The sequence below is a fragment of the Rhodococcus xishaensis genome (assembly GCF_004011825.1).
GTDB classification, from domain to species: domain Bacteria; phylum Actinomycetota; class Actinomycetes; order Mycobacteriales; family Mycobacteriaceae; genus Prescottella; species Prescottella xishaensis.
Genome location: NZ_RKLO01000003.1, coordinates 235,582 through 255,027 on the forward strand (window position 1 = coordinate 235,582; position 19,446 = coordinate 255,027).

The 19,446-nt window shown below is 66.1% G+C and carries 21 protein-coding genes; 5 read left to right on the forward strand and 16 right to left on the reverse strand.

Annotated elements, in window-relative coordinates; all coding sequences use genetic code 11:
• Positions 1–3 precede the first annotated feature (3 nt).
• The 4 genes from tatB to sigE form a co-directional block, all read right to left on the reverse strand.
• Positions 4–429 carry a Sec-independent protein translocase protein TatB gene (gene tatB / locus EGT50_RS08480; protein ID WP_127952924.1) on the reverse strand — a complete coding sequence of 142 codons (426 nt, stop codon included), beginning with the start codon at positions 427–429 and terminating at the stop codon, positions 4–6.
• Positions 430–508: 79 nt separating this feature from the next.
• On the reverse strand, positions 509–2,017 hold the full coding sequence (locus EGT50_RS08485) for a S1C family serine protease (RefSeq protein WP_127952928.1): 1,509 nt from the start codon (positions 2,015–2,017) through the stop codon (positions 509–511).
• Between the two features lie 101 nt (positions 2,018–2,118).
• Complete coding sequence (locus tag EGT50_RS08490) at positions 2,119–2,478, reverse strand: zf-HC2 domain-containing protein (protein WP_235870655.1); 360 nt, start codon at positions 2,476–2,478, stop codon at positions 2,119–2,121.
• Between the two features lie 14 nt (positions 2,479–2,492).
• On the reverse strand, positions 2,493–3,140 hold the full coding sequence (gene sigE / locus EGT50_RS08495; RefSeq protein WP_127952931.1) for an RNA polymerase sigma factor SigE: 648 nt from the start codon (positions 3,138–3,140) through the stop codon (positions 2,493–2,495).
• Between the two features lie 269 nt (positions 3,141–3,409).
• Here sigE and EGT50_RS08500 point away from each other — a divergent pair, with 269 nt between their 5' ends.
• Positions 3,410–4,042 (forward strand): O-methyltransferase, encoded by a 633-nt coding sequence (locus EGT50_RS08500; RefSeq protein ID WP_127952934.1) that lies wholly within the window; start codon positions 3,410–3,412, stop codon positions 4,040–4,042.
• A gap of 3 nt (positions 4,043–4,045) precedes the next feature.
• On the opposite strand, the gene glgC is transcribed toward EGT50_RS08500, so the two are convergent.
• Positions 4,046–5,260: a glucose-1-phosphate adenylyltransferase gene (gene glgC / locus EGT50_RS08505; RefSeq protein ID WP_127952937.1), complete on the reverse strand. Its 1,215-nt coding sequence runs from the start codon at positions 5,258–5,260 to the stop codon at positions 4,046–4,048.
• Positions 5,261–5,358: 98 nt separating this feature from the next.
• On the opposite strand from glgC, the gene glgA reads away from it, so the two are divergent.
• Positions 5,359–6,531, forward strand: coding sequence for a glycogen synthase (gene glgA, locus EGT50_RS08510; protein ID WP_127952940.1), 1,173 nt, complete (start codon positions 5,359–5,361; stop codon positions 6,529–6,531).
• Between the two features lie 12 nt (positions 6,532–6,543).
• On the opposite strand, the gene EGT50_RS08515 is transcribed toward glgA, so the two are convergent.
• From EGT50_RS08515 to dapE, 10 genes are all read right to left on the reverse strand, one after another.
• Entirely contained in the window at positions 6,544–7,407 is an 864-nt protein-coding gene (locus EGT50_RS08515; RefSeq protein WP_127952943.1) for a putative RNA methyltransferase, read from the reverse strand.
• A 133-nt stretch (positions 7,408–7,540) separates the two neighbouring features.
• Entirely contained in the window at positions 7,541–7,708 is a 168-nt protein-coding gene (locus EGT50_RS08520) for a DUF3117 domain-containing protein (protein ID WP_003931055.1), read from the reverse strand.
• 151 nt (positions 7,709–7,859) lie between these two features.
• Positions 7,860–8,459, reverse strand: a complete 600-nt coding sequence (locus tag EGT50_RS08525; RefSeq protein WP_127952945.1) for a DNA-3-methyladenine glycosylase I — start codon at positions 8,457–8,459, stop codon at positions 7,860–7,862.
• Positions 8,459–8,800, reverse strand: a complete 342-nt coding sequence (locus EGT50_RS08530) for a DivIVA domain-containing protein (RefSeq protein ID WP_127952948.1) — start codon at positions 8,798–8,800, stop codon at positions 8,459–8,461. The genes EGT50_RS08525 and EGT50_RS08530 overlap by 1 nt, the downstream gene beginning before the upstream one ends.
• 12 nt (positions 8,801–8,812) lie before the next feature.
• A complete protein-coding gene (locus EGT50_RS08535) occupies positions 8,813–9,781 on the reverse strand; it encodes a glucosyl-3-phosphoglycerate synthase (protein WP_127952951.1) in 969 nt (322 codons plus the stop codon).
• Positions 9,778–10,689: a dihydropteroate synthase gene (gene folP / locus EGT50_RS08540; protein ID WP_127952954.1), complete on the reverse strand. Its 912-nt coding sequence runs from the start codon at positions 10,687–10,689 to the stop codon at positions 9,778–9,780. Before folP ends, EGT50_RS08535 begins: the two co-directional genes overlap by 4 nt.
• A 30-nt stretch (positions 10,690–10,719) precedes the next feature.
• Positions 10,720–12,492 (reverse strand): long-chain-acyl-CoA synthetase, encoded by a 1,773-nt coding sequence (locus EGT50_RS08545; protein ID WP_127952957.1) that lies wholly within the window; start codon positions 12,490–12,492, stop codon positions 10,720–10,722.
• A gap of 17 nt (positions 12,493–12,509) precedes the next feature.
• Entirely contained in the window at positions 12,510–13,067 is a 558-nt protein-coding gene (locus EGT50_RS08550; protein ID WP_408014618.1) for an LOG family protein, read from the reverse strand.
• Positions 13,064–13,882, reverse strand: a complete 819-nt coding sequence (locus EGT50_RS08555; protein WP_127952964.1) for an LOG family protein — start codon at positions 13,880–13,882, stop codon at positions 13,064–13,066. The genes EGT50_RS08550 and EGT50_RS08555 overlap by 4 nt, the downstream gene beginning before the upstream one ends.
• 18 nt (positions 13,883–13,900) lie before the next feature.
• Positions 13,901–14,998, reverse strand: coding sequence for a succinyl-diaminopimelate desuccinylase (gene dapE / locus EGT50_RS08560; protein WP_127952968.1), 1,098 nt, complete (start codon positions 14,996–14,998; stop codon positions 13,901–13,903).
• A gap of 116 nt (positions 14,999–15,114) precedes the next feature.
• On the opposite strand from dapE, the gene dapD reads away from it, so the two are divergent.
• The 3 genes from dapD to EGT50_RS08575 all read left to right on the forward strand — a co-directional run bounded on the left by dapD (position 15,115) and on the right by EGT50_RS08575 (position 18,339).
• Positions 15,115–16,068, forward strand: a complete 954-nt coding sequence (dapD, locus tag EGT50_RS08565) for a 2,3,4,5-tetrahydropyridine-2,6-dicarboxylate N-succinyltransferase (protein WP_127952970.1) — start codon at positions 15,115–15,117, stop codon at positions 16,066–16,068.
• Positions 16,069–16,127: 59 nt separating this feature from the next.
• Positions 16,128–17,450, forward strand: a complete 1,323-nt coding sequence (locus tag EGT50_RS08570; RefSeq protein ID WP_235870680.1) for an amino acid permease — start codon at positions 16,128–16,130, stop codon at positions 17,448–17,450.
• A gap of 79 nt (positions 17,451–17,529) precedes the next feature.
• Complete coding sequence (locus EGT50_RS08575) at positions 17,530–18,339, forward strand: enoyl-CoA hydratase (protein ID WP_127952975.1); 810 nt, start codon at positions 17,530–17,532, stop codon at positions 18,337–18,339.
• Between the two features lie 44 nt (positions 18,340–18,383).
• Here EGT50_RS08575 and EGT50_RS08580 read toward each other — a convergent pair whose 3' ends face one another.
• Positions 18,384–19,418 carry an NADP-dependent oxidoreductase gene (locus tag EGT50_RS08580; RefSeq protein WP_127952979.1) on the reverse strand — a complete coding sequence of 345 codons (1,035 nt, stop codon included), beginning with the start codon at positions 19,416–19,418 and terminating at the stop codon, positions 18,384–18,386.
• Between the last annotated feature and the right edge of the window lie 28 nt (positions 19,419–19,446).

Here is a 19,446-nt window from a genome sequence, read left to right on the forward strand (position 1 = left end):
CGACTACGTCGCGTCGGGATCGACCGGGGGACGTTCTCCTGCCGCGAGGGGCTTCGACTGGGGCGCGGTGGAAGCTCCGGAAGAAGCATTGGCCGACGGCGCGGAAGGCGTGGAGCCGTTGGTGCTCGGCGGGCTGTCGAAGTCGCCTGTCAGGATCGAGTCATCTCCGTCGAGCAGATGCTTGGTGATGACCGCGCGCGGCGACATACCGCGCAACTCGTTGATCTGGGACAGCGGTTTGCGCAGGTCCTCGAACTCGGGGCCCAACTCGTCCTTGAGCTGCTTGCTTGCGCCGCTGGCGTAGTCACGAACCTGACGCATGGTCTTGGTCACCCAGCTGACGGCACCCGGCAGCCGCTCAGGTCCCAGGATCACAAGCGCCGCCACGAGGAGCACCATGAACTCGCCCCAGCCGATGTTGCCAAACACGGGTCTAGGGTACGTGGTCGCAGCCAGAAGCGCTCGCGCTCATCCCGAATATCACATGAACCTCTCCTGGAGCGACCGGTCAGTCCAATGTCGGTGTGACTTCGACATCCACGGGACGCCCGGAGCGAATCAGCTGGATCGGAACCGGCTCGCCGACCTTTTGGTCATGGACGGCGACGACGAGCTCGTCCGAGCTGGCGACGGTCCGGTCGCCGACCTTGACGATTACATCGCCCTCGACGATGCCCGCCTTCTCCGCGGGGCTACCGGCCTGCACGTTCGCGACCTCGGCACCGCTGGTGGCGTCGTTGATGACGGTACGGGTGTTGACCCCGATCTGCGTGTGGCGGACTACCCCGTCTCGAATCAGTTGCTGAGCCACCGAGGTGACGTCATCGATGGGGATGGCAAATCCGAGACCCACCGAGCCGCCACTCTCGGAGCGGATCGCCGAGTTGATTCCGATGACCCGCCCTTCCATGTCGATCAAGGGCCCGCCGGAATTACCCGGGTTGATCGCGGCGTCGGTCTGCACGGCGTCGATGACCGCGTCGGTGTCGGTGCCCTCGCCGCTCAGCCGCACTGGCCGGTTGAGCGCGCTGACGATTCCGCGGGTCACGGTCTTGTTGAGCCCGAGAGGCGAACCCACGGCAACGACGTCCTGCCCCACCCGGATGTCTGACGACCTACCGAGTTCGGCGACAGTGAGGTTCTGCACATCGGTCTTCAGGACCGCAAGATCCGTCTTGGTGTCACGTCCCACGATCTGCGCCGGCACCTTCGTGCCGTCCGAGAAGGTGACCCGAATCGTCGAGGTCTCCGGATCGGTTGCTGCCATCGAGATGACATGGTTGTTGGTGACGATGTAGCCGCCGCCGTCGATCACGACACCCGATCCAGTCCCGGACTGGTCATCGTTCGCCACTTGAATCGACACCACCGCTGGCAGCACTGCGTCGGCGACCTCGGCAATCCGACTGTCCGGTACGTCGTCGCCGCTCCCGGACTGCGAGAGCGTGACGTTCCTGTTGGTGAGGGAACCCCGGTCGGTCGTCGCGGCTATTGCGACCAGGCCCCCGACCAGTCCGATCACAAGAGCGATCGCTCCCAGGGCCGCAAGCGCTTTGCGTTCGACGCGTTCCCCGAACAGCACTTCCCGCACAGTCAGTTTGGGTGCTTCCGGTTGCTGCGGTGGCGTTGTCGGCCCCTCGGCCGGGGCACCGAGCCGGACCGGCGCGGACGGGTCACGCCACGGATCACCCGCAGGCGGGTCCTCGGAAGGAACGGGATCGACCTCGGGTCCGCGCTGAAGCGAGTTCGCCTCGCCATCGGGACGGCCGAACGCCTCGGCAAGGACGGCGTCCGGGCGACCGGCTTGGACAGGTGGCCGGTCGGGCAGTGGGGTTCGCTGACCGAACGAACTGGTCACGTCCGACGGGCGGCCGAACGCCTCCTCGGCGGCGGGGTCGACGTGCGGGCGATAGACCGGACGTGGGGCCAACCTGGGCTGCTCCGGACGATCCGGTCCTGTGGACGGAGCCGATTCCGCGCCGTCCCCCGCTCCCGGGGCTGTCGAATCCGACGTCACGCGCGCTAGTCCCCCTCGTCTGCGTCAGTCACGCTTGCCAGTATCGCCGATTCGTCCACGCGGCAACACCGACGGCACGTCAGGACAGCACCGACGCCACGTCAGCGGCGACGGCGGAAGGGCCAAAGTCGAGCGGGATCGCTGCCCTGATCGAAAGAGATGATGCCCGGCACCTCGCTCTGGCTGGGAGCGGGCTCCTGGCTGGGATGACACCGTGGGATGTCGCTGAGCAGCCCTAGCAGCGAACTGGGCATCGACATTTCCCCAGCGACCCGGCGCAACGCGACCCTCGCCTGCTGCTGCGCGTCTACCTCCGCCGCGCAGTCAGGACACAAGGACAGGTGGTGGGAGGCACGCACGTAGGCGTTCATGCCGAGTTCGCCGTCGACATACGCGGCGATCGCCTCACTCGCCAAGTGTTCGGTCGAGCCGAACCGACGAGGTCTGCGCGCCTGCGTCATCGAACCCTCCTGAATCAATAGCCGACACCGGTCCGGTCGGTGTCAACCTTGCCATTCGCAGCCAGGTGCTCGCGCAGAGCTTGCCGTCCACGGTGAATCCTGCTGCGTACAGTACCCAGCTTGACTCCCAGTGTGGCACCGATCTCCTCGTAGGAGAGTCCTTCGATGTCACAAAGGACGACTGCAGCACGAAACTCGGGCGCCAGCGAGTCGAGCGCCGACTGCAGGTCAGGCGCCAGTCTCGCATCGTGATAGATCTCTTCCGGGTTCGGCGAGTCCGAGGGGACGCGGTCGTAGTCCTCGGGCAGCGCTTCCATCCGGATGCGGTTGCGGCGGCGCACCATGTCCAGGAACAAGTTGGTGGTGATGCGGTGCAGCCAGCCCTCGAACGTCCCGGGCTGGTAGTTCTGCAGCGAGCGGAAGACCCGGATGAATGTGTCCTGGGTCAAGTCTTCGGCGTCCTGCGCGTTACCCGACAGACGGTAGGCCAGCCGGTACACCCGGTCGCCGTGCTCTCGGACCAGTTCGTCCCACGAGGGCATCGCGGACTTGTCACCGGTGGCATCGAACGCGGCCGTGCCGGCCGCGGCTACGCCTGAATCGGTGCCCGCAACGGCGGGTCCATCGGCGGCTATGGGGAGCGTGCGTTCGGCGTTGATCATGTGGATGGGTGGATCCTCCTACTCAGGACCGCGGACCACGAGACTTCGGATTGTTTGAGGGTCAACTCCCGAGAGCACGAAATTGTTCCCAAACCGTCCGCAGAGATCGGTCTGTGATCTTCACGCCGTGCGGTCTAGTCGTCCGGCGCTGCACCTAACCTTGTCGTGCCCCGATATGTGAGCACTATGAACAACCTGAGCGGCACCTGAGAATGTCGCCCGAGCGAGCCTTGGCGACTCCACTGCACGGCAGAGCTAGCCTCTACAGCGTGTACACCAACGTCGAACGGATTCTCACCCACACCGAGGACACGATCCTCGAGGACGAGAAACTGACCACGGCACGTGATCGTGCGACCGAACTCGGCGCCGCCCCGGTACCACCCGCAGTCGGTGCCGCACTCGCGCTCTTCACGAAGATGCTCGACGCAAAGACCGTTGTCGAGGTCGGTATGGGCGCGGGCGTCAGTGGTCTGTGGTTGCTTCGCGGCATGCGGGAGGACGGCGTCCTCACCACGATCGATAGCGAGCCCGAGCACCAGCACGCGGCAAAACAGGCGTTTCGGTCCGCGGGTATCGCGCCCTCGCGCACGAGGCTGATCAAGGGACGGGCACTCGACGTCCTGCCTCGACTCGCCGATTCGGCGTACGACCTGGTTTTCATCGACAATTCACCGGCCGACCATCCGCACTTCGTGCGCGAAGGCGTGCGCCTTCTGCGACCGGGCGGCGTGATAGTGCTGCACAACGCGCTGCTCGGCGGCCGCGTCGCCGATCTCCGCCAGCGGGACGCGGCCACGGTCGCCGTCCGGGACGCCGCTCGCGCGATCGCCGAGGACGATCGGCTCACCCGGGCCCTGCTCCCCGTGGGCGACGGCCTGTTGTGCGCCGCCCGCTTGTGAGGTCTAGATCCAGACGCCTTTTCCGATCGTCACAACACCGCCGTTGCTGACGGCGAAGCGCTGGCGGTCCCGTTCGAGGTCGACGCCGATGATCTCACCCTCACCAACCAGGACGTTCTTGTCGAGGATCGCGCGGCGCACCACGGCACCCCGGCCGACCCGGACGCCGGGCATCAGGACGCTGCCCTCGACTGTTGCCCCGTCGTCGACCATGACGTTGGAACTGAGAACCGAGTTCCGGACTGTGGCTGCCGAGAGGATCGAGCCCGCCCCGACGACGGACTCCTGCGCCAGTCCGCCCTGGACGAACTTGGCGGGAGCAAGGTTCTCGCCGCCGCCGCGGATGGGCCAGCGCCGGTTGTAGAGATTGAACACGGGGTGGACGGACACGAGATCCATGTGCGCGTCGTAGAAGGCGTCGATCGTCCCGACATCGCGCCAGTACCCGCGATCACGGTCCGTCGCCCCAGGTACCACGTTGTTCTTGAAGTCGTAGACCGACGCGACCCCCGCCTCGACGAGCGCGGGAATGATGTCGCCACCCATGTCGTGGTCGGAGTCGGAGTTCTCGGAGTCGGCACGGATCGCGTCGACCAGCACCTTCGTGGTGAATACGTAGTTGCCCATCGACGCAAACGTCGCGTTGGGGTCGTCGGGGGTGCCCGGTGGGTGCACGGGCTTCTCGAGGAACTGGGTGATATGACCGGATTCGTCGCTGTCGATGCAGCCGAACGCGTACGCCTCGCTGCGCGGAACCCGGATGCCGGCGACGGTCACCCCGGCGCCCGAGTCGATGTGATGCTGCACCATCTGTTCAGGATCCATCCGGTACACGTGGTCGGCTCCGAAGACGACGATGTACTCCGGGTCCTCGTCGTAGACGAGATTGAGCGACTGGAAGATCGCGTCAGCGCTGCCCGTGTACCAGCGCGGGCCGAGGCGTTGCTGCGCCGGCACAGGGGTGATGTACTCACCCGCGAACCCGGACAACCGCCAGGTCTGTGAGATGTGCCGATCGAGCGAGTGAGACTTGTACTGGGTGAGAACGCATATTCGCAGGTAACCGGCGTTTACGAGGTTGCTGAGCACGAAATCGATCAGGCGATACGCACCCCCGAAGGGGACGGCGGGTTTAGCCCGGTCAGCAGTGAGCGGGTACAGACGTTTACCCTCGCCTCCGGCGAGCACGATCCCGAGCACATGGGGCGAACTCCTCACACCGTCAACCTATCCGCCGCCTTCGACGGTCGCCAGCATTGCCGGGGGCACGCCCCGCGCCGCTGGCCGGAACGGGTTCCTGCGGTTACGTTTAGCCGGTGCGGGTCGCGATGATGACGAAGGAATATCCCCCCGAGATCTACGGCGGTGCGGGCGTCCACGTCACCGAGTTGGTCGCGCACCTGCGCAGCCTGTGCGATGTCGACGTGCACTGCATGGGCGCGCCCCGCGACGGTGCCATCGTCCACGGTCCCGACCCCGCCCTGACCGGCGCCAACCCTGCCCTCCTCACGCTCTCCGCCGGGCTGCGGATGGCGCACGCCACTGCTGAGGCGGACGTCGCGCACTCGCACACGTGGTACACGGGGCTGGCAGGCCACCTGGCGGGCGAACTGCACGACATCCCCCACGTCGTGACTGCGCACTCGCTCGAGCCACGGCGCCCTTGGAAGGCTGACCAGCTCGGTGGTGGCTACCGCGTCTCCTCGTGGTCGGAGCGCAATGCCATGGAGCACGCCGACGCGGTCATCGCTGTGAGTGCCGGCATGCGAGCGGACGTCCTGTCCACGTATCCGGCGATCGACCCCACACGAGTCCACGTGGTACACAACGGGATCGACTCCGCAGCATGGTTTCCCGGGCCACCTCCCCCCGGGACCCGATCACTACTGGCGGCGAACAGCGTCGACCCGGACCGCCCGATCGTCGCGTTCGTCGGCCGGATCACCCGCCAGAAGGGGCTCAGCCACCTCGTCGCCGCGGCCCACGAGTTCGACCCGTCGATCCAACTGGTGTTGTGCGCAGGCGCACCGGACACTCCGGAACTCGCGGCCGAGACGGAGGCTGCCGTCACACAACTCGCAGCTCGCCGCGATGGTGTCTTCTGGATCCGCGACATGCTTCCAACCGAGCGGATTCGGGAAGTTCTTTCCGCAGCAACAGTATTCGTGTGCCCTTCGGTGTACGAGCCGTTGGGCATCGTCAATCTCGAGGCCATGGCGTGCGAGACGGCCGTCGTGGCGTCCGACGTCGGTGGTATCCCGGAGGTAGTGCAGGACGGCGTCACCGGCCGGTTGGTCCACTACAACTCGTACGAGACCGAAGCCTTCGAAAGCGCACTGGCGGCGGCAGTGAACGAGGTGGCCACCGACCCCGGCCGCGCGGCGACGATGGGCCGTGCGGGACGTCTGCGCGCGACGGCGGAGTTCTCGTGGTCTCGGATCGCCAGACAGACCCTCGACGTATACGCCGACGTGCTCGGCCGGCGGTAGCGATCGGTCGGCTCAGTCGGGTGAGGCGGCTCGACGATAGGCCGACACCACGACCGAGGCCGTCACCGGAAATCGTTCGGGAAGAGCAGCGATCGCCTCCGCGCGCTGTGCGGGGCTGCGGTGGCGGGCTGACGGACCCATGCCGACGACGTTCTCGACATCGTGGTGCGACAACATCATCCGGATCTCCACTGGGGTCCGCTCGATGCGTTCGAATCGGCCGGCCACCGTTTCACCGAGTCGCTCCACCTTGCGTTCGTCGACCCGAATCATTCCGAGCAGGCCCACGAGTTCGACGAGATGACGATCGGTCGGCGTGAGGATGACGAGAGTGCCCTCGTCGGCGAGCACGCGGTCGATCTCGGCAACGTTGCGCGGAGCGAAAACCGAGAGCACGTGTGTCATGGCACGGTCGCGAACCGGCAGCTGCCGCCAAACGTCGGCGACTACTGCGGCGGCGCGTGGATGCGCGCGGGCCAGTCGCCGCGCGGCCGGTTTGGAGAGGTCGATGCCGATGCCCTGTGCGGTTGGAATCGCATCGAGCGCCCGTGCGAGATAGTGACCGGTACCGGAACCGATCTCGAGGAGGCGCGGTTTGTCATGGCACCCAGCCTCCTTGGCCGTCAGCACGACGGCGTCAGCGACCGCGGAAATCAGGGGATCGAAATGGCCCGCGTCGAGGAATTCACTGCGAGCGGAGATCATCTCGGGACTGTCGCCGGTGAATTTCGTCGCGGAACCGGTCAGCAGTGTGACGTAGCCCTGGCGGGCCACATCGAAGCTGTGGCCGCGCGCGCAGACCAGCGCGCCGTCGAGCAGATCCAGTTCATCGCCGCACTGGGGGCACGCGAGAAGCTCGCACACGTCGGCAAGCACCTGTACTGCCGCCTTTCCGGAAGCCGCTCGGATAGTCAGCTGGCCCGCTTGTCAGCTGGTACGGATCGTGAGCTACAGGCGGCGGCCGGGTCGAAGAATCGACCCGGCCGCAACGCCACAGAGTAGATCCCTGTCAGCTGGTGACACCCTTGAGCTCGTCTCCGAGAGCCGCAGCTTCCTCCGGGGTGAGTTCGACGACCAGACGTCCGCCGCCCTCGAGTGGAACCCTCATGACGATCCCTCGTCCCTCTTTGGTTGCCTCGAGGGGACCGTCCCCGGTCCGGGGCTTCATGGCCGCCATCCTCTGCTCCCTCCACATCTGCGCCGGATTCACTAGCGCGTCGAGTTACCGTGGGTGCCCCACCTCAGTCGGCGAGGCCTGTGGTCCATTCTTCCCTATCGAGTGGGTCGCCGGGTAGCGAGGAGCCAAAAACGGCGCAAATCAGACGCCGTCATCGACGAGGTTCGACCCAGCAAGATGCAAGGTGGTCGTCGACCATCCCGGTGGCTTGCATGAGCGCATACGCCGTGGTGGGGCCCACGAAACGGAAACCGCGGCGCTTCAACTCGGAGGCCATCGCCCTCGATTCCGCAGTGACTGCGGGCACGTCGTCGAGTCGCTCGTACCGCCGCGCGCGGCGCGGTGGGGCAAACGACCACAGCAACGTGTCGAGATCGGTGTCGGCGAGGTGGAGTACCGCGCGCGCATTACCGATGACGGCCTCGATCTTCGCCCGGTTGCGGACGATCCTTTCGTCGCCCAACAAGCGCTCGACATCGTCGTCGGTGAACGCCGCCACGCTCTCGGGGTCGAAGCCTGCGAATGCCTTACGGAACGCTTCTCGCTTGCGCAGGATCGTGATCCAGGACAGTCCGGACTGGAAGGCCTCGAGGGAGAGCTTCTCGAACAGCGCCGTGCGACCGTGGAGCGGCTGCCCCCACTCGAAATCGTGGTAGTCGCTGTAGATCCGCGAGCCGTCGGTGTCGACCGCCCATGGGCAGCGGGTCCGTCCGTCCACCGACGAAACCCTATCCCCCGCAACCTCGCTCATCACTCCGACTCCGTACGGTTGGACTCACCCGAATTCTCGGGACCGCCACCCGTACCCGCGTCGATGCGAGCGGCCAATTGGGCTCTCAGAGAGTCGATCTCCCGCCCCAGACGGTCAAGCGCCCAGTCCACTTCGCTCGCCTTGTACCCACGCAAGGTCTGTTGGAACCGCAACGCGCGTACGTCTGCCCCGGTGACCCCTTCCGCAGGCACCACCGTCGCGGTGGTACCGGCGGGCAGCGGGGGCAATTCCTCGGAACGACCGAACACCATGCTCACGACGAGATAGAGCAGGCCACCGACCAGCACCATGATCAACAGGTACAGCAGGACCGTCAGCATGACCCGATACTGTCACGAGCCTCCGACACGCACGCCCCGGGCGGGTCCGCGGCGGAACACCGGGCGGACCGTACTCATCGGTGGGCGGTCGTCGAGCGAGACGTCGGTACGCGCCGGGACGAACGAGCCGGCGTCCGCGACGAACTGTGTCAGCCCGGCACCACTGTCCTCCACCCCGCACCGGCGCAGCATCGTGCCGATGATCTGTCGGCTCATCACGCCGAGTTCGGACAACGGTCGATTGCGATGCTTGCGCACGCCCAGGTTGACCTGTCCGATCGCGGCGAGTCCCAGCCGATCGTAGGTGTCGAGAAGCAGTCCGATCTCGACGCCGTATCCCGGCGCGAACGGCACCGACGACAGCAGTTCCCTGGTCCCGGCATACTCACCGCCGAGTGGTTGCAGCACAGATGTCAGCTCGGGGCGTAGCGCCGCAAGCATGGGCCGGGCGACCAATTCGGTGACCCGGCCGCCACCGTTCGCATCCTCGGCACCACTCACCCGCAGCGGACGCCGATAGTATCCCTTGACCAGGTGGATCCCGTTCACGGTGAGCAACGGGCCGAGCAGTTTGGGAACGAAGGCGGGATCGGGTTCGACGAGGTCGGAGTCGACGAACGCGATCAGGTCACCCGTGCTCGCGGCGATCGAGCGCCACAGCACCTCGCCTTTGCCCGGGACCGGCGGCAGACCGGGGACTGCCTGCTCACGGCTGATGACCGTCGCCCCCGCAGCCGTGGCACGCTCGGCCGTCGCGTCGCACGATCCGGAGTCGAGCACGATCAATTCATCGACCAGTCCACCGAGAAGCGGCTCGATCGTGCCGACGACCCCGGCGACCGTCTTCTCCTCGTTGAGCGCAGGTAGCACGACCGACACCGTGCGGCCCGCCTTGGCCCGCTCGAGTTCGGCGATGCTCCAGCTGGGGTGATCCCAACTGTTGACATCCGTCCACGTGCTCGAAACCTCGGTGATGCTCACGCCAACCCCCGTACGGTGCGGGCGGGCTGCCGGGTACCCATGATCGCGGCGACCATGTCGACCACGCGCCGGGTCTGGGCAACCTCGTGGACACGAAACACACGAACGCCACCGGCGGCGGCCAGCGCGGTCGCCGCGAGCGTGCCCTCCAACCTCTCGTCCAGTTCCACCCCCAAAGTCTCCCCGACGAAGTCCTTGTTGCTGAGCGCCATCAGCACGGGCCATCCGCTCTTAACGAGATCTTTCACACGACGCAACAATTCGAGCCCGTGAAAGGTGTTCTTCCCGAAATCGTGGGTTGGGTCGATCAGGATCGAGTCCGGCTTCACCCCTAATCGCACCGCATGATCGGCAGCCTGCACGACCTCGTCGACGACATCGGCTACCACGTCGGTGTAGCGAACCCGGTGCGGGCGGGTGCGCGGCTCGGCACCCCCGGTGTGGGAGCAAACGATCCCGGCACGCAGTTCCGCGGCAACCTCGACCAGCCCAGGATCCGCACCCGCCCACGTGTCGTTGACGAGGTCTGCGCCCGCACCGCACGCGAGTCTGGCGACCTCACTTCGCCATGTGTCGATACTGATCATCAGATCGGGGTGGCGCGAGCGGATGGCCTCCACGAACGGGACCACCCGTCGGATCTCCTCCGTGCTGTCCACCACGGCACCCGGGCCGGCCTTGACTCCGCCGACGTCGACGAGGTCCGCCCCCTCAGCGACCGCACGGTCGACCGCCGCCATGGCCGCCTCGTCGGCGAACGTGGCACCGTGGTCGTAGAACGAGTCCGGAGTGCGGTTGACGATCGCCATCACGAGCGCTCGATCGGTCGCGACCGGCCTGCCGCACAGCGTCGGCAGGACGACGCGGCTGTCGGCCGAGTCGTCATCGGAGGCAGGGCGGGGTGCCATGCCCCCCATGGTCGCACGGCCGAGATGGCGCTACGCCCCGGGAGCATCACCCTCGGCGACAGCACGGGCGTAGCCGTCGTACGCAGGTACAAAACCTCCGGTCCGGCCGGCGAGAACGTACAGCCGCTCGACGGTCGACGAGTAACCCTCCTGGCACAGGTCCACCTTGCGACTCTTGAAAGTCGACGTCACCTCGAGCGAATCGACAACCCGCACGAACAGCGGGATCGCATACCCTGGCAGCCGATCGAACAAGATCGTCGCGAGTCGATGTCCGTCGAACTGATGGCCGGGACGTAACGTCACCGCGGCCATGCCGGCCTTGCCGTCGGCTCCGGGAATCGCGACGCCGTACGCGACGGATTGTTCGATCGCGCGGTACGCGGACAGTGCACCCTCGACCTCGGTTGTGGCGACGTTCTCGCCCTTCCAGCGGAAGGTGTCGCCGAGACGGTCGACGAACGCGACATGCATGAAACCCTGGCGTAGGACCAGGTCGCCGGTGTCGAACCAGCAGTCACCGTTCTCGAAGCCATCTCGGACAAGCTTGTTCTCGGTCGCTTCAGGATCGGTATACCCGTCGAAGGGAGAGCGATCGGTGACCTTGGACAGCAACAGCCCCACCTCGCCGGTCCCCACCCGCGTCAGACGTCCGTCGGCTGCGCGTCGGGCGCGGCCACTGTCGGGATCGAACTCGACCACTGCATACGGCAGCGGGCACAGTCCCGCGGTGCGCTCGACGCCGAGCGCATTGATGAACGCGATATTGCACTCGCTCGCTCCGTAGAACTCGGCGACACGGTCGATGCCGAACCGCTCGGTGAACTCGGTCCAGATCTCCGGGCGCAATCCGTTTCCGACGACGAGTCGGATGTCGTTGTCCCGATCAGCCGGCGTGGGTGGCTGGTTCAGCAGGTAGCGACACACCTCACCGATGTAGACGAATGCGGTGGCTTGGTTGCCCTTCGCGTCGTCCCAGAATCGGGAGGCGGAGAAGTTGCGCCCGATCGCGAAAGTCGCGCCCGCGAAGAGCACCGACGACAGCGACACCGTGAGGGCGTTGTTGTGGTACAGAGGCAGCGGACAGTAGAGAGTGTCGCTGCGGCGCAGGCGCACTCCCATCGCGCCGATCCCCGACATGCTCTTCAGCCAGCGATGGTGACTCATCAGACTGGCCTTCGGTAGCCCGGTGGTACCTGAGGTGAAGATGTAGAAGGCGCGATCCGTTCCCTGGATACGATCGCACACAGCGGGATTCGACGCGTCCGCGTCCTCGGCTGCCCGGTCGAGTTCGACACTCCACAGCACTGTCTGCGCGTGCGTCTCACCGTCAAGTGATGCAAGAGCCTCATCGCACTCCTCACCCACCACGAGCACGCGGCTGTCCAACAGGGACAGACTGTGTGCGAGGACGTCGCCGCGTTGGTTGTGGTTCAGCATTCCCGCGACCGCACCGAGCTTGACCGTCGCCAGCGTCACCAGGAGGGTCTCGGGGCGGTTCTTCACCAGGATCGCGACGACGTCGCCGCGGCGGACACCGTTTCGCGCGAGGACGTCCGCGTAGCGATTGACCCGAGCGTTCGCCTGACCGTATGTGATGGATTCGCCCTCGAACCGAATGAACGGATGATGCGGTTGCCGGCGCGCCACGTCCTGAAAGACGCGGCCGATGGATACAGGGTCCTCGGGCTTGCGGAGCAAACCCAGCGCCCCGCGCGCCAGGCCGGGGAGTTCGGTCGCCATCCCCGGCAGTCGCCGCGCCAACTCGAGAAGACCGATAGCCGAAGCGGCGTCTGAACTCATTTACATCCCCACCACTCTCAACGCGTGCAAGCGTCCAACGCGGCCTCGACGTCACCGGTGACGATCAACCGGTCGAGCGCTCGCTGCGAGACGAAGCCCTCAGCCTTCAGGTCTTCGAGCCAGTGCAGCAGCGGGCGGAAATGGTCGAAGGGATCGAGCATCACCACCGGCTTGTGGTGCATACCGAGATACCCTGCCGTCCACGTCTCGAACAACTCTTCGAGCGTGCCGATCCCTCCGGGCAGCGTGATGAACGCGTCGGCGCGGTCCTCCATGATCCGCTTGCGGTCCCTCATCGTGTCGGTGACGATCAGCTCGTCTGCATCGACGTCAGCAACTTCTTTGTGCACCAACGCTTTCGGAATGACACCGACCGTCGGCGCATCGGCCGCACGGGCCGCTGCCGCGACAGCGCCCATCATCGCGACATTGCCACCGCCGGATACCAGTTGCCATCCGCGGCGACCGATCGCGGTACCAACCTCGGAGGCCAACTCCAGGAATCGCGCGTCGACTGACAGAGAGGCGCAGTACACGCAAACAGCGAACTTCTCGCCGGACTTCTCGCCGCTCACCACTCGTCTTCATCTCCCAGAAGTGCCGCTTCGTCCACACCTTGCTGCGACTCCACGACGATACGTACAGCCTCGTCGACGCTGTCGGTGAGGTGGATGAGGTCGAAGTCGCCCGACGAAATCTTACCGGCTCCTTCTAGCACAGAATGGAGCCAGTCCACGAGCCCTGACCAAAACTCGGTGCCCACCAAAATGATCGGGAACCGAGTGATCTTGCGGGTCTGCACCAGAGTGAGTGCCTCGAACAGCTCGTCGAGCGTGCCGAATCCACCGGGCAGGCAGATGAATGCCTGCGAATACTTCACGAACATCGTCTTGCGCGCGAAGAAGTACCGGAAGTTGATGCCGAGGTCGACCCAGTCGTTGAGCCGCTCCTCGAACGGTAACTCGATCCCGAGACCGATGGAGAATCCGCCGCTCTCGCACGCACCTCGGTTCGCCGCCTCCATGAGTCCTGGCCCGCCACCGGTGATCACCGCGTACCCGGCGTGTACCAGCGCGGCACCGAGTTCGCGAGCGAGCGCATACTCGGCGTGACCCTCACCGACACGCGCCGACCCGAACACGGAGACGGCACGCGGAACCTCCGCGAGCGCATCGAAGCCATCGATGAACTCACTCTGGATGCGCAGCACACGCCACGGGTCCGTGTGCACCCAGTCGGTCGGACCGCGTTGGTCGAGCAGCTTCCGATCGGAGTTCGCGGCGTCGGCCTTGCGGTCGCGCCGCAACATGACCGGGCCACGATGTTCCACCGAGGTGTCGGCGCGGCTGTCTCCGCGTCGTCCCTCTCCGGTCTTCCTCTCGGGTGCCATGCTGGTCAGGCTAGGCGCTCATGCGCTCAGGTACCCACGCAACACACGCGTCACCTCGGTGACCTGGTGGACCGCGACGTGCTCGTCCCTCTTGTGCGCCAGGTTCGGGTCGCCCGGTCCGTAGTTGACTGCTGGAATCCCCAGCGCCGAGAAGCGCGAGACGTCCGTCCACCCGTACTTGGCGCGGTAGTGTCCGCCCGCTGCGCCGATCAGCGCCGCTGCCGCTGGGTCGGACAGCCCGGGCAGCGCCCCGGGCGAACTGTCGGTGACCTCCAAGCCCAGCTCGAGCCCTCCGAGCGCCGACGGATCGAACACCTCGCGCACGTGCGCGATCGCCCCCTCGACACTACGGTCCGGCGCGAACCGGAAGTTGACGTCCAACTGCGCGGCGTCGGGCACGACGTTGCCGGCGACCCCGCCCGAGATTCGCACCGCCGACAGCCCCTCGCGATATACGCAGCCGTCTATGTCCACCGACCGCGCCTCGTACGCCGCAAGCCGCTCGAGGACCGGGGCAAGCTTGTGGATCGCATTGTCACCGAGCCACGAGCGCGCGGAGTGGGCCCGGACGCCCGCCGCGGTCAGTCGCACCCGCAAGGTTCCCTGGCAGCCCGCCTCGATGAGACCGGCCGTGGGCTCGCCGAGGATCGCGACGTCGGCCTGCAGCCAATCCGGAAGTTCATTCTCGATTCGGCCGAGCCCGTTGTATTGCGCCTCGATCTCCTCGCAGTCGTAGAACACGAGCGTCAGGTCATGTGCGAGGTCCGTGACCGTGGCGGCAAGGTGCAGGAACACCGCATCGCCCGACTTCATGTCGGCGGTGCCGCAACCGTGCAACAGGTCACCACGCTCGTCGTTCGTCCGACGGCTCGGCACGTTGTCGGCGATCGGCACCGTGTCGAGGTGCCCGGCGAGCAGCACTCGACTCGGCAGACCCCGGTTCGTGCGGGCAAGCACCGCGTTTCCATTGCGGATCACCTCGAACCCCGAGGTCTGCTCCCGCAATGCGGCCTCGACCGCGTCGGCGATCGCTCGCTCGTCGTGGGACACACTCGGTATATCCACCAGTGCGGCGGTCAGATCGATCGGGTCGGCACGCAGATCCAGCAGGCTCACGATCCCAGGTTAGGGCAATCGGGCCACGCTGCCCGACCGGTCGGAACTTCGGGCCGTGGTCACAATCGGCTCACCGCCCCTGGGCCCGTGCATCCGCTCGCGTAACCTGTGGTCCCGTGAGTGCACAGGGAGCATCTGCAGTAGGCGTCGCCAACGTGACCGAGTCAGGCGCGGTTCTCGACACCTGGTACCCCGCCCCCGAAATGGGCGAGTTCGAGGAGAACGGAACCGTCGCGCTCGAGGGCACCGACATTCCGTCGGATCTCGCGCTGCTGGCCGGCCACGACGAGGCCCGTGAGGTCAATCAGGTCGTGGTGCGCACGACGATCGCCGACCTGTCCACAGCGCCGGCCGACGCGCACGACGCCTACCTGCGTCTCCACCTGCTCTCGCACCGCATGGTGCAGCCGCACACGATCAACCTCGACGGCATCTTCGGCCTGCTCGCGAACGTCGTGTGGACCAACTACGGACCGTGCGCGGTCGACGGCTTCGAACTGGTCCGCTCGCGCCTGCGGATCCGTGGCCCAGTCGCCGTGTTCGGCGTGGACAAGTTCCCCCGCATGGTGGACTACGTGGTCCCGTCCGGGGTTCGGATCGCCGACGCCGACCGTGTCCGCCTCGGCGCGCACCTGGCCAGCGGCACCACCGTCATGCACGAGGGCTTCGTCAACTTCAACGCGGGCACGCTCGGCAACTCGATGGTCGAAGGCCGCATCTCTGCCGGCGTCCTCGTCGGGGACGGCTCCGACGTCGGCGGCGGTGCATCGATCATGGGCACCCTGTCCGGTGGCGGCAAGCAGGTCATCTCCGTCGGCGAGCGCTGCCTGCTCGGAGCGAACTCCGGCCTGGGTATCTCGCTCGGCGACGACTGCGTCGTCGAGGCCGGCCTCTACATCACCGCCGGCACCAAGGTGACGGGCCCGGACGGCACGGTGGTCAAGGCCGCCGACCTCAGCGGCAAGTCGAACATCCTGTTCCGCCGTAATTCGGTGTCGGGCACCGTAGAGGTTGTGCCCTGGAAGGGCACCGGCGTCGAACTCAACGAAGCATTGCACGCGAACGACTAGTGAGCACCACAGCCACCCCGGTCCACCTGCGACACGGCCTGAAGGTCCGTCATCTGACGATGATGGGCCTCGGGTCGGCGATCGGAGCCGGTCTCTTCCTCGGGAGCGGGGTCGGGATCGCGAAAGCTGGTCCCGCGGTCCTCATCTCGTACCTCGTTGCCGGTTTCGTCGTCGTGTGTGTGATGCGCATGCTCGGCGAGATGGGGGCCGCTCTGCCAGCAAGTGGATCCTTCTCGCACTACGCGCGCATCGGCATCGGGGAATGGGCCGGCTTCGTCATGGGCTGGCTGTACTGGTTCATGCTGATCATGGTGCTGGGTGCCGAGATCGTCGGCTCCTCGGCGATCGTCAGCCAGTGGCTTCCCTCCGTCCCACAGTGGGTCATCGCGTTGGTATTCGTGACCTTCTTTGCGGTCGTCAATCTCGCGAAGGTGAGCAACTTCGGAGAGTTCGAGTTCTGGTTCGCTGCGCTCAAGGTCGCCGCGATCATCGGGTTCCTCGTCATCGGCGTGCTTCTGGTGTTCGGCCTGTTCCCCGGTACCGAGCCGGTCGGGTTCACCCATCTCCTCGGCGACGGCGGGTTCATGCCCAACGGCTTCGCCGGGATCGCCGCGGGTCTGCTCGTCGTGGCCTTCGCATTCGGCGGCATCGAAATCGTCACCATCGCAGCGGCCGAGTCGAGGGACCCCGAGCGTGCAATCGGGACCGCGGTGCGGAGCGTCGTCTGGAGGATCAGCGTCTTCTACGTCGGCTCGATCGCGATCATGGTGCTGCTGCTGCCTTGGAACGACCCGGCACTCCAGAGCGGACCCTTCGTTGCAGTTCTCGACCAGGCGAACATCTCGTATGTCTCCGGCCTGATGGAACTGGTCGTCGTCATCGCGCTGCTGTCGGCGTTCAACGCCCAGGTCTATGGCACGTCCCGTATGGCGTTCTCGCTGGCACGGCGCAACGACGGGCCCGCTGCGCTCACAAGATTGTCGAAGTCCGGGGTCCCCACCAATGCGGTTTGGCTGTCGGTGTTCTTCGGCTTCGTCAGTGTCCTGCTGACCTGGCTGCTGCCCGATTCACTGCTCGGCATCCTGCTCAACTCCGTCGGCGCGGCGCTACTGGTGATCTGGGTGTTCATCGTCGTCGCTCACCTGCGCCTGCGCCCGAAGTTGGAGCGCGAGGGCAAGCTGTCCGTGCGGATGTGGCTGTTCCCCTACCTGAGCTATCTGACTCTGGCCCTGCTCGGCGCCTTCGTCGTGCTGATGGCCTTCGACGGAGACGCGCGCAAGCAATTGATCTCCACGCTGGTGCTAGTCCTAGTGATCTTCGGACTGTCACTGATCAATTCGCGTCGCCGTGCACGCGAACCCGCGGCCGCGACGGCGCGCTGAACCCCGCGAAAACGGGCACATCGGACGACCTCGCGACGTAGGGTCGGCGCACGTCGACCCTTCACCTGTAGGAGATCCGTTGAGCTTCATCGTCGTCGAACGACCGCGCGAGAACGTCGCGTTGGTGACCCTCAACCGCCCGGAACGCATGAACGCAATGGCGTTCGACGTCATGGTGCCGTTTCGGGAATCGCTCGAGGCCATCAGCAACGACAACTCGGTTCGGGCCGTCGTGATCACCGGCGCAGGCCGCGGCTTCAGCTCCGGAGCCGACCAGACCTCGGCGGGCAGCCCGCCGCACATAGACGGGCTGACCCGGCCGACGGTCGCGCTGCGCGCGATGGAGATGCTCGACGACGTCGTACTCACGTTGCGTCGCATGCACCAGCCGGTGATCGCGGCGATCAACGGTGCCGCGATCGGCGGCGGATTCTGCCTGTCACTGGCCTCCGACATCCGGCTCGCCGCACCCGAAGCGTACTTCCGTGCGGCCGGGATCAACAACGGCCTCACCGCGAGCGAGCTCGGCCTGAGCTACCTGCTGCCGCGGGCCATCGGGTCGTCCCGCGCGTTCGAGATCATGCTCACCGGACGCGACATCGACGCCGACGAGGCTGCGCGGATCGGTCTCGTGTCTCGCATCGTCGCCGGCGAGGATCTGCTGGAGGAGGCGTTCGACCTGGCGCAGCGGATCGCGATGTTCTCCCGGCCCGGCATCGAACTGACCAAGCGCACCCTGTGGTCGAGCCTGGACGCGTCGTCCATGTCCCAGCACATGAACCAGGAAGGACTCGGCCAGTTGATGATTCGACTGATGACCGACAACTTCGAGGAGGCCACCCTGGCCCGGCGGGAGAAGCGGGATCCGGTCTTCCGGGACACCCGATAAGCCGGGCAGGCCGGTAGGCCGCGATCGGCGCGGATCCCAGTCGGTCAGTCCTGTTCCGGTCCTACCTGCACGACCAGCTTCCCGAAGTTCTTGCCGTGCAGCATTCCGATGAACGCGTCCGGCGCCTTCTCCAATCCGTCCACGACATCCTCCCGGTGCTTGAGCCGTCCCTCGGCGAGCCACTTGGAGGCGTCACGTTCGAAGTCTCCGGACAATTCCTGGATGAACTCGGACTGGATGAAGCCGCGAACAGTGAGGCTCTTGGTCAGGACCAGACCCATGAAGGCAGGTAGCCGGTCCGGCCCCTCGGGAGCCGATACGAGGTTGTACTGTGACACCAACCCGCACACCGGAATACGCGCAAAGAAGTTGAGCAGCGGGAGCACAGCGGCGGTGACAGGACCGCCGACGTTCTCGAAGTAGACGTCGATGCCGTCCGGTACCGCCGCCTTCAGCTGGTCGGCGAAGTCCTCGGCGCGGTGATCGATGGCTGCATCGAACCCGAGTTCGTCGCGCAGGTACGCGCATTTCTCCGCTCCGCCGGCGATCCCGACGGCCCTAGCCCCGTGGATCTTCGCGATCTGCCCGACGGCCGACCCGACCGGACCCGCCGCCGCAGCCACGACGACGGTCTCGCCGGGCTTGGGACGGCCGATCTTCAGCAGACCCGCGTACGCGGTGAACCCGGGCATGCCGAGCACACCGAGGGCCGTGGACAGCGGTGCGCGGTTGGGATCGACAGCACGCAGGCTGTTGACGTCGGCCACCGCGTGGGACTGCCAGCCGGTGTACCCGAGAACGTAGGCTCCGGGCTCGATTCGTAGACTGCGCGACTCGACGACCTGCGAGACCGTCCCGCCGACCATGACATCGCCCACCTCGACCGGTGGGGCATACGACTTGGCGTCGTTCATCCGGCCGCGCATGTACGGGTCGAGCGACAGGTACACGGTACGCAGCAGAACCTGCCCATCGGCCAGGTCCGGCAGTTCGATGGTCTCGGTACGGAAGTTGTCTTGCGTCGGCTCGCCGTGCGGCCGTGAAGCGAGAACGACGCGTGTGCTTGTGACAGCGCTCATGCCCCGACCATACGCCGGTCGATCACAT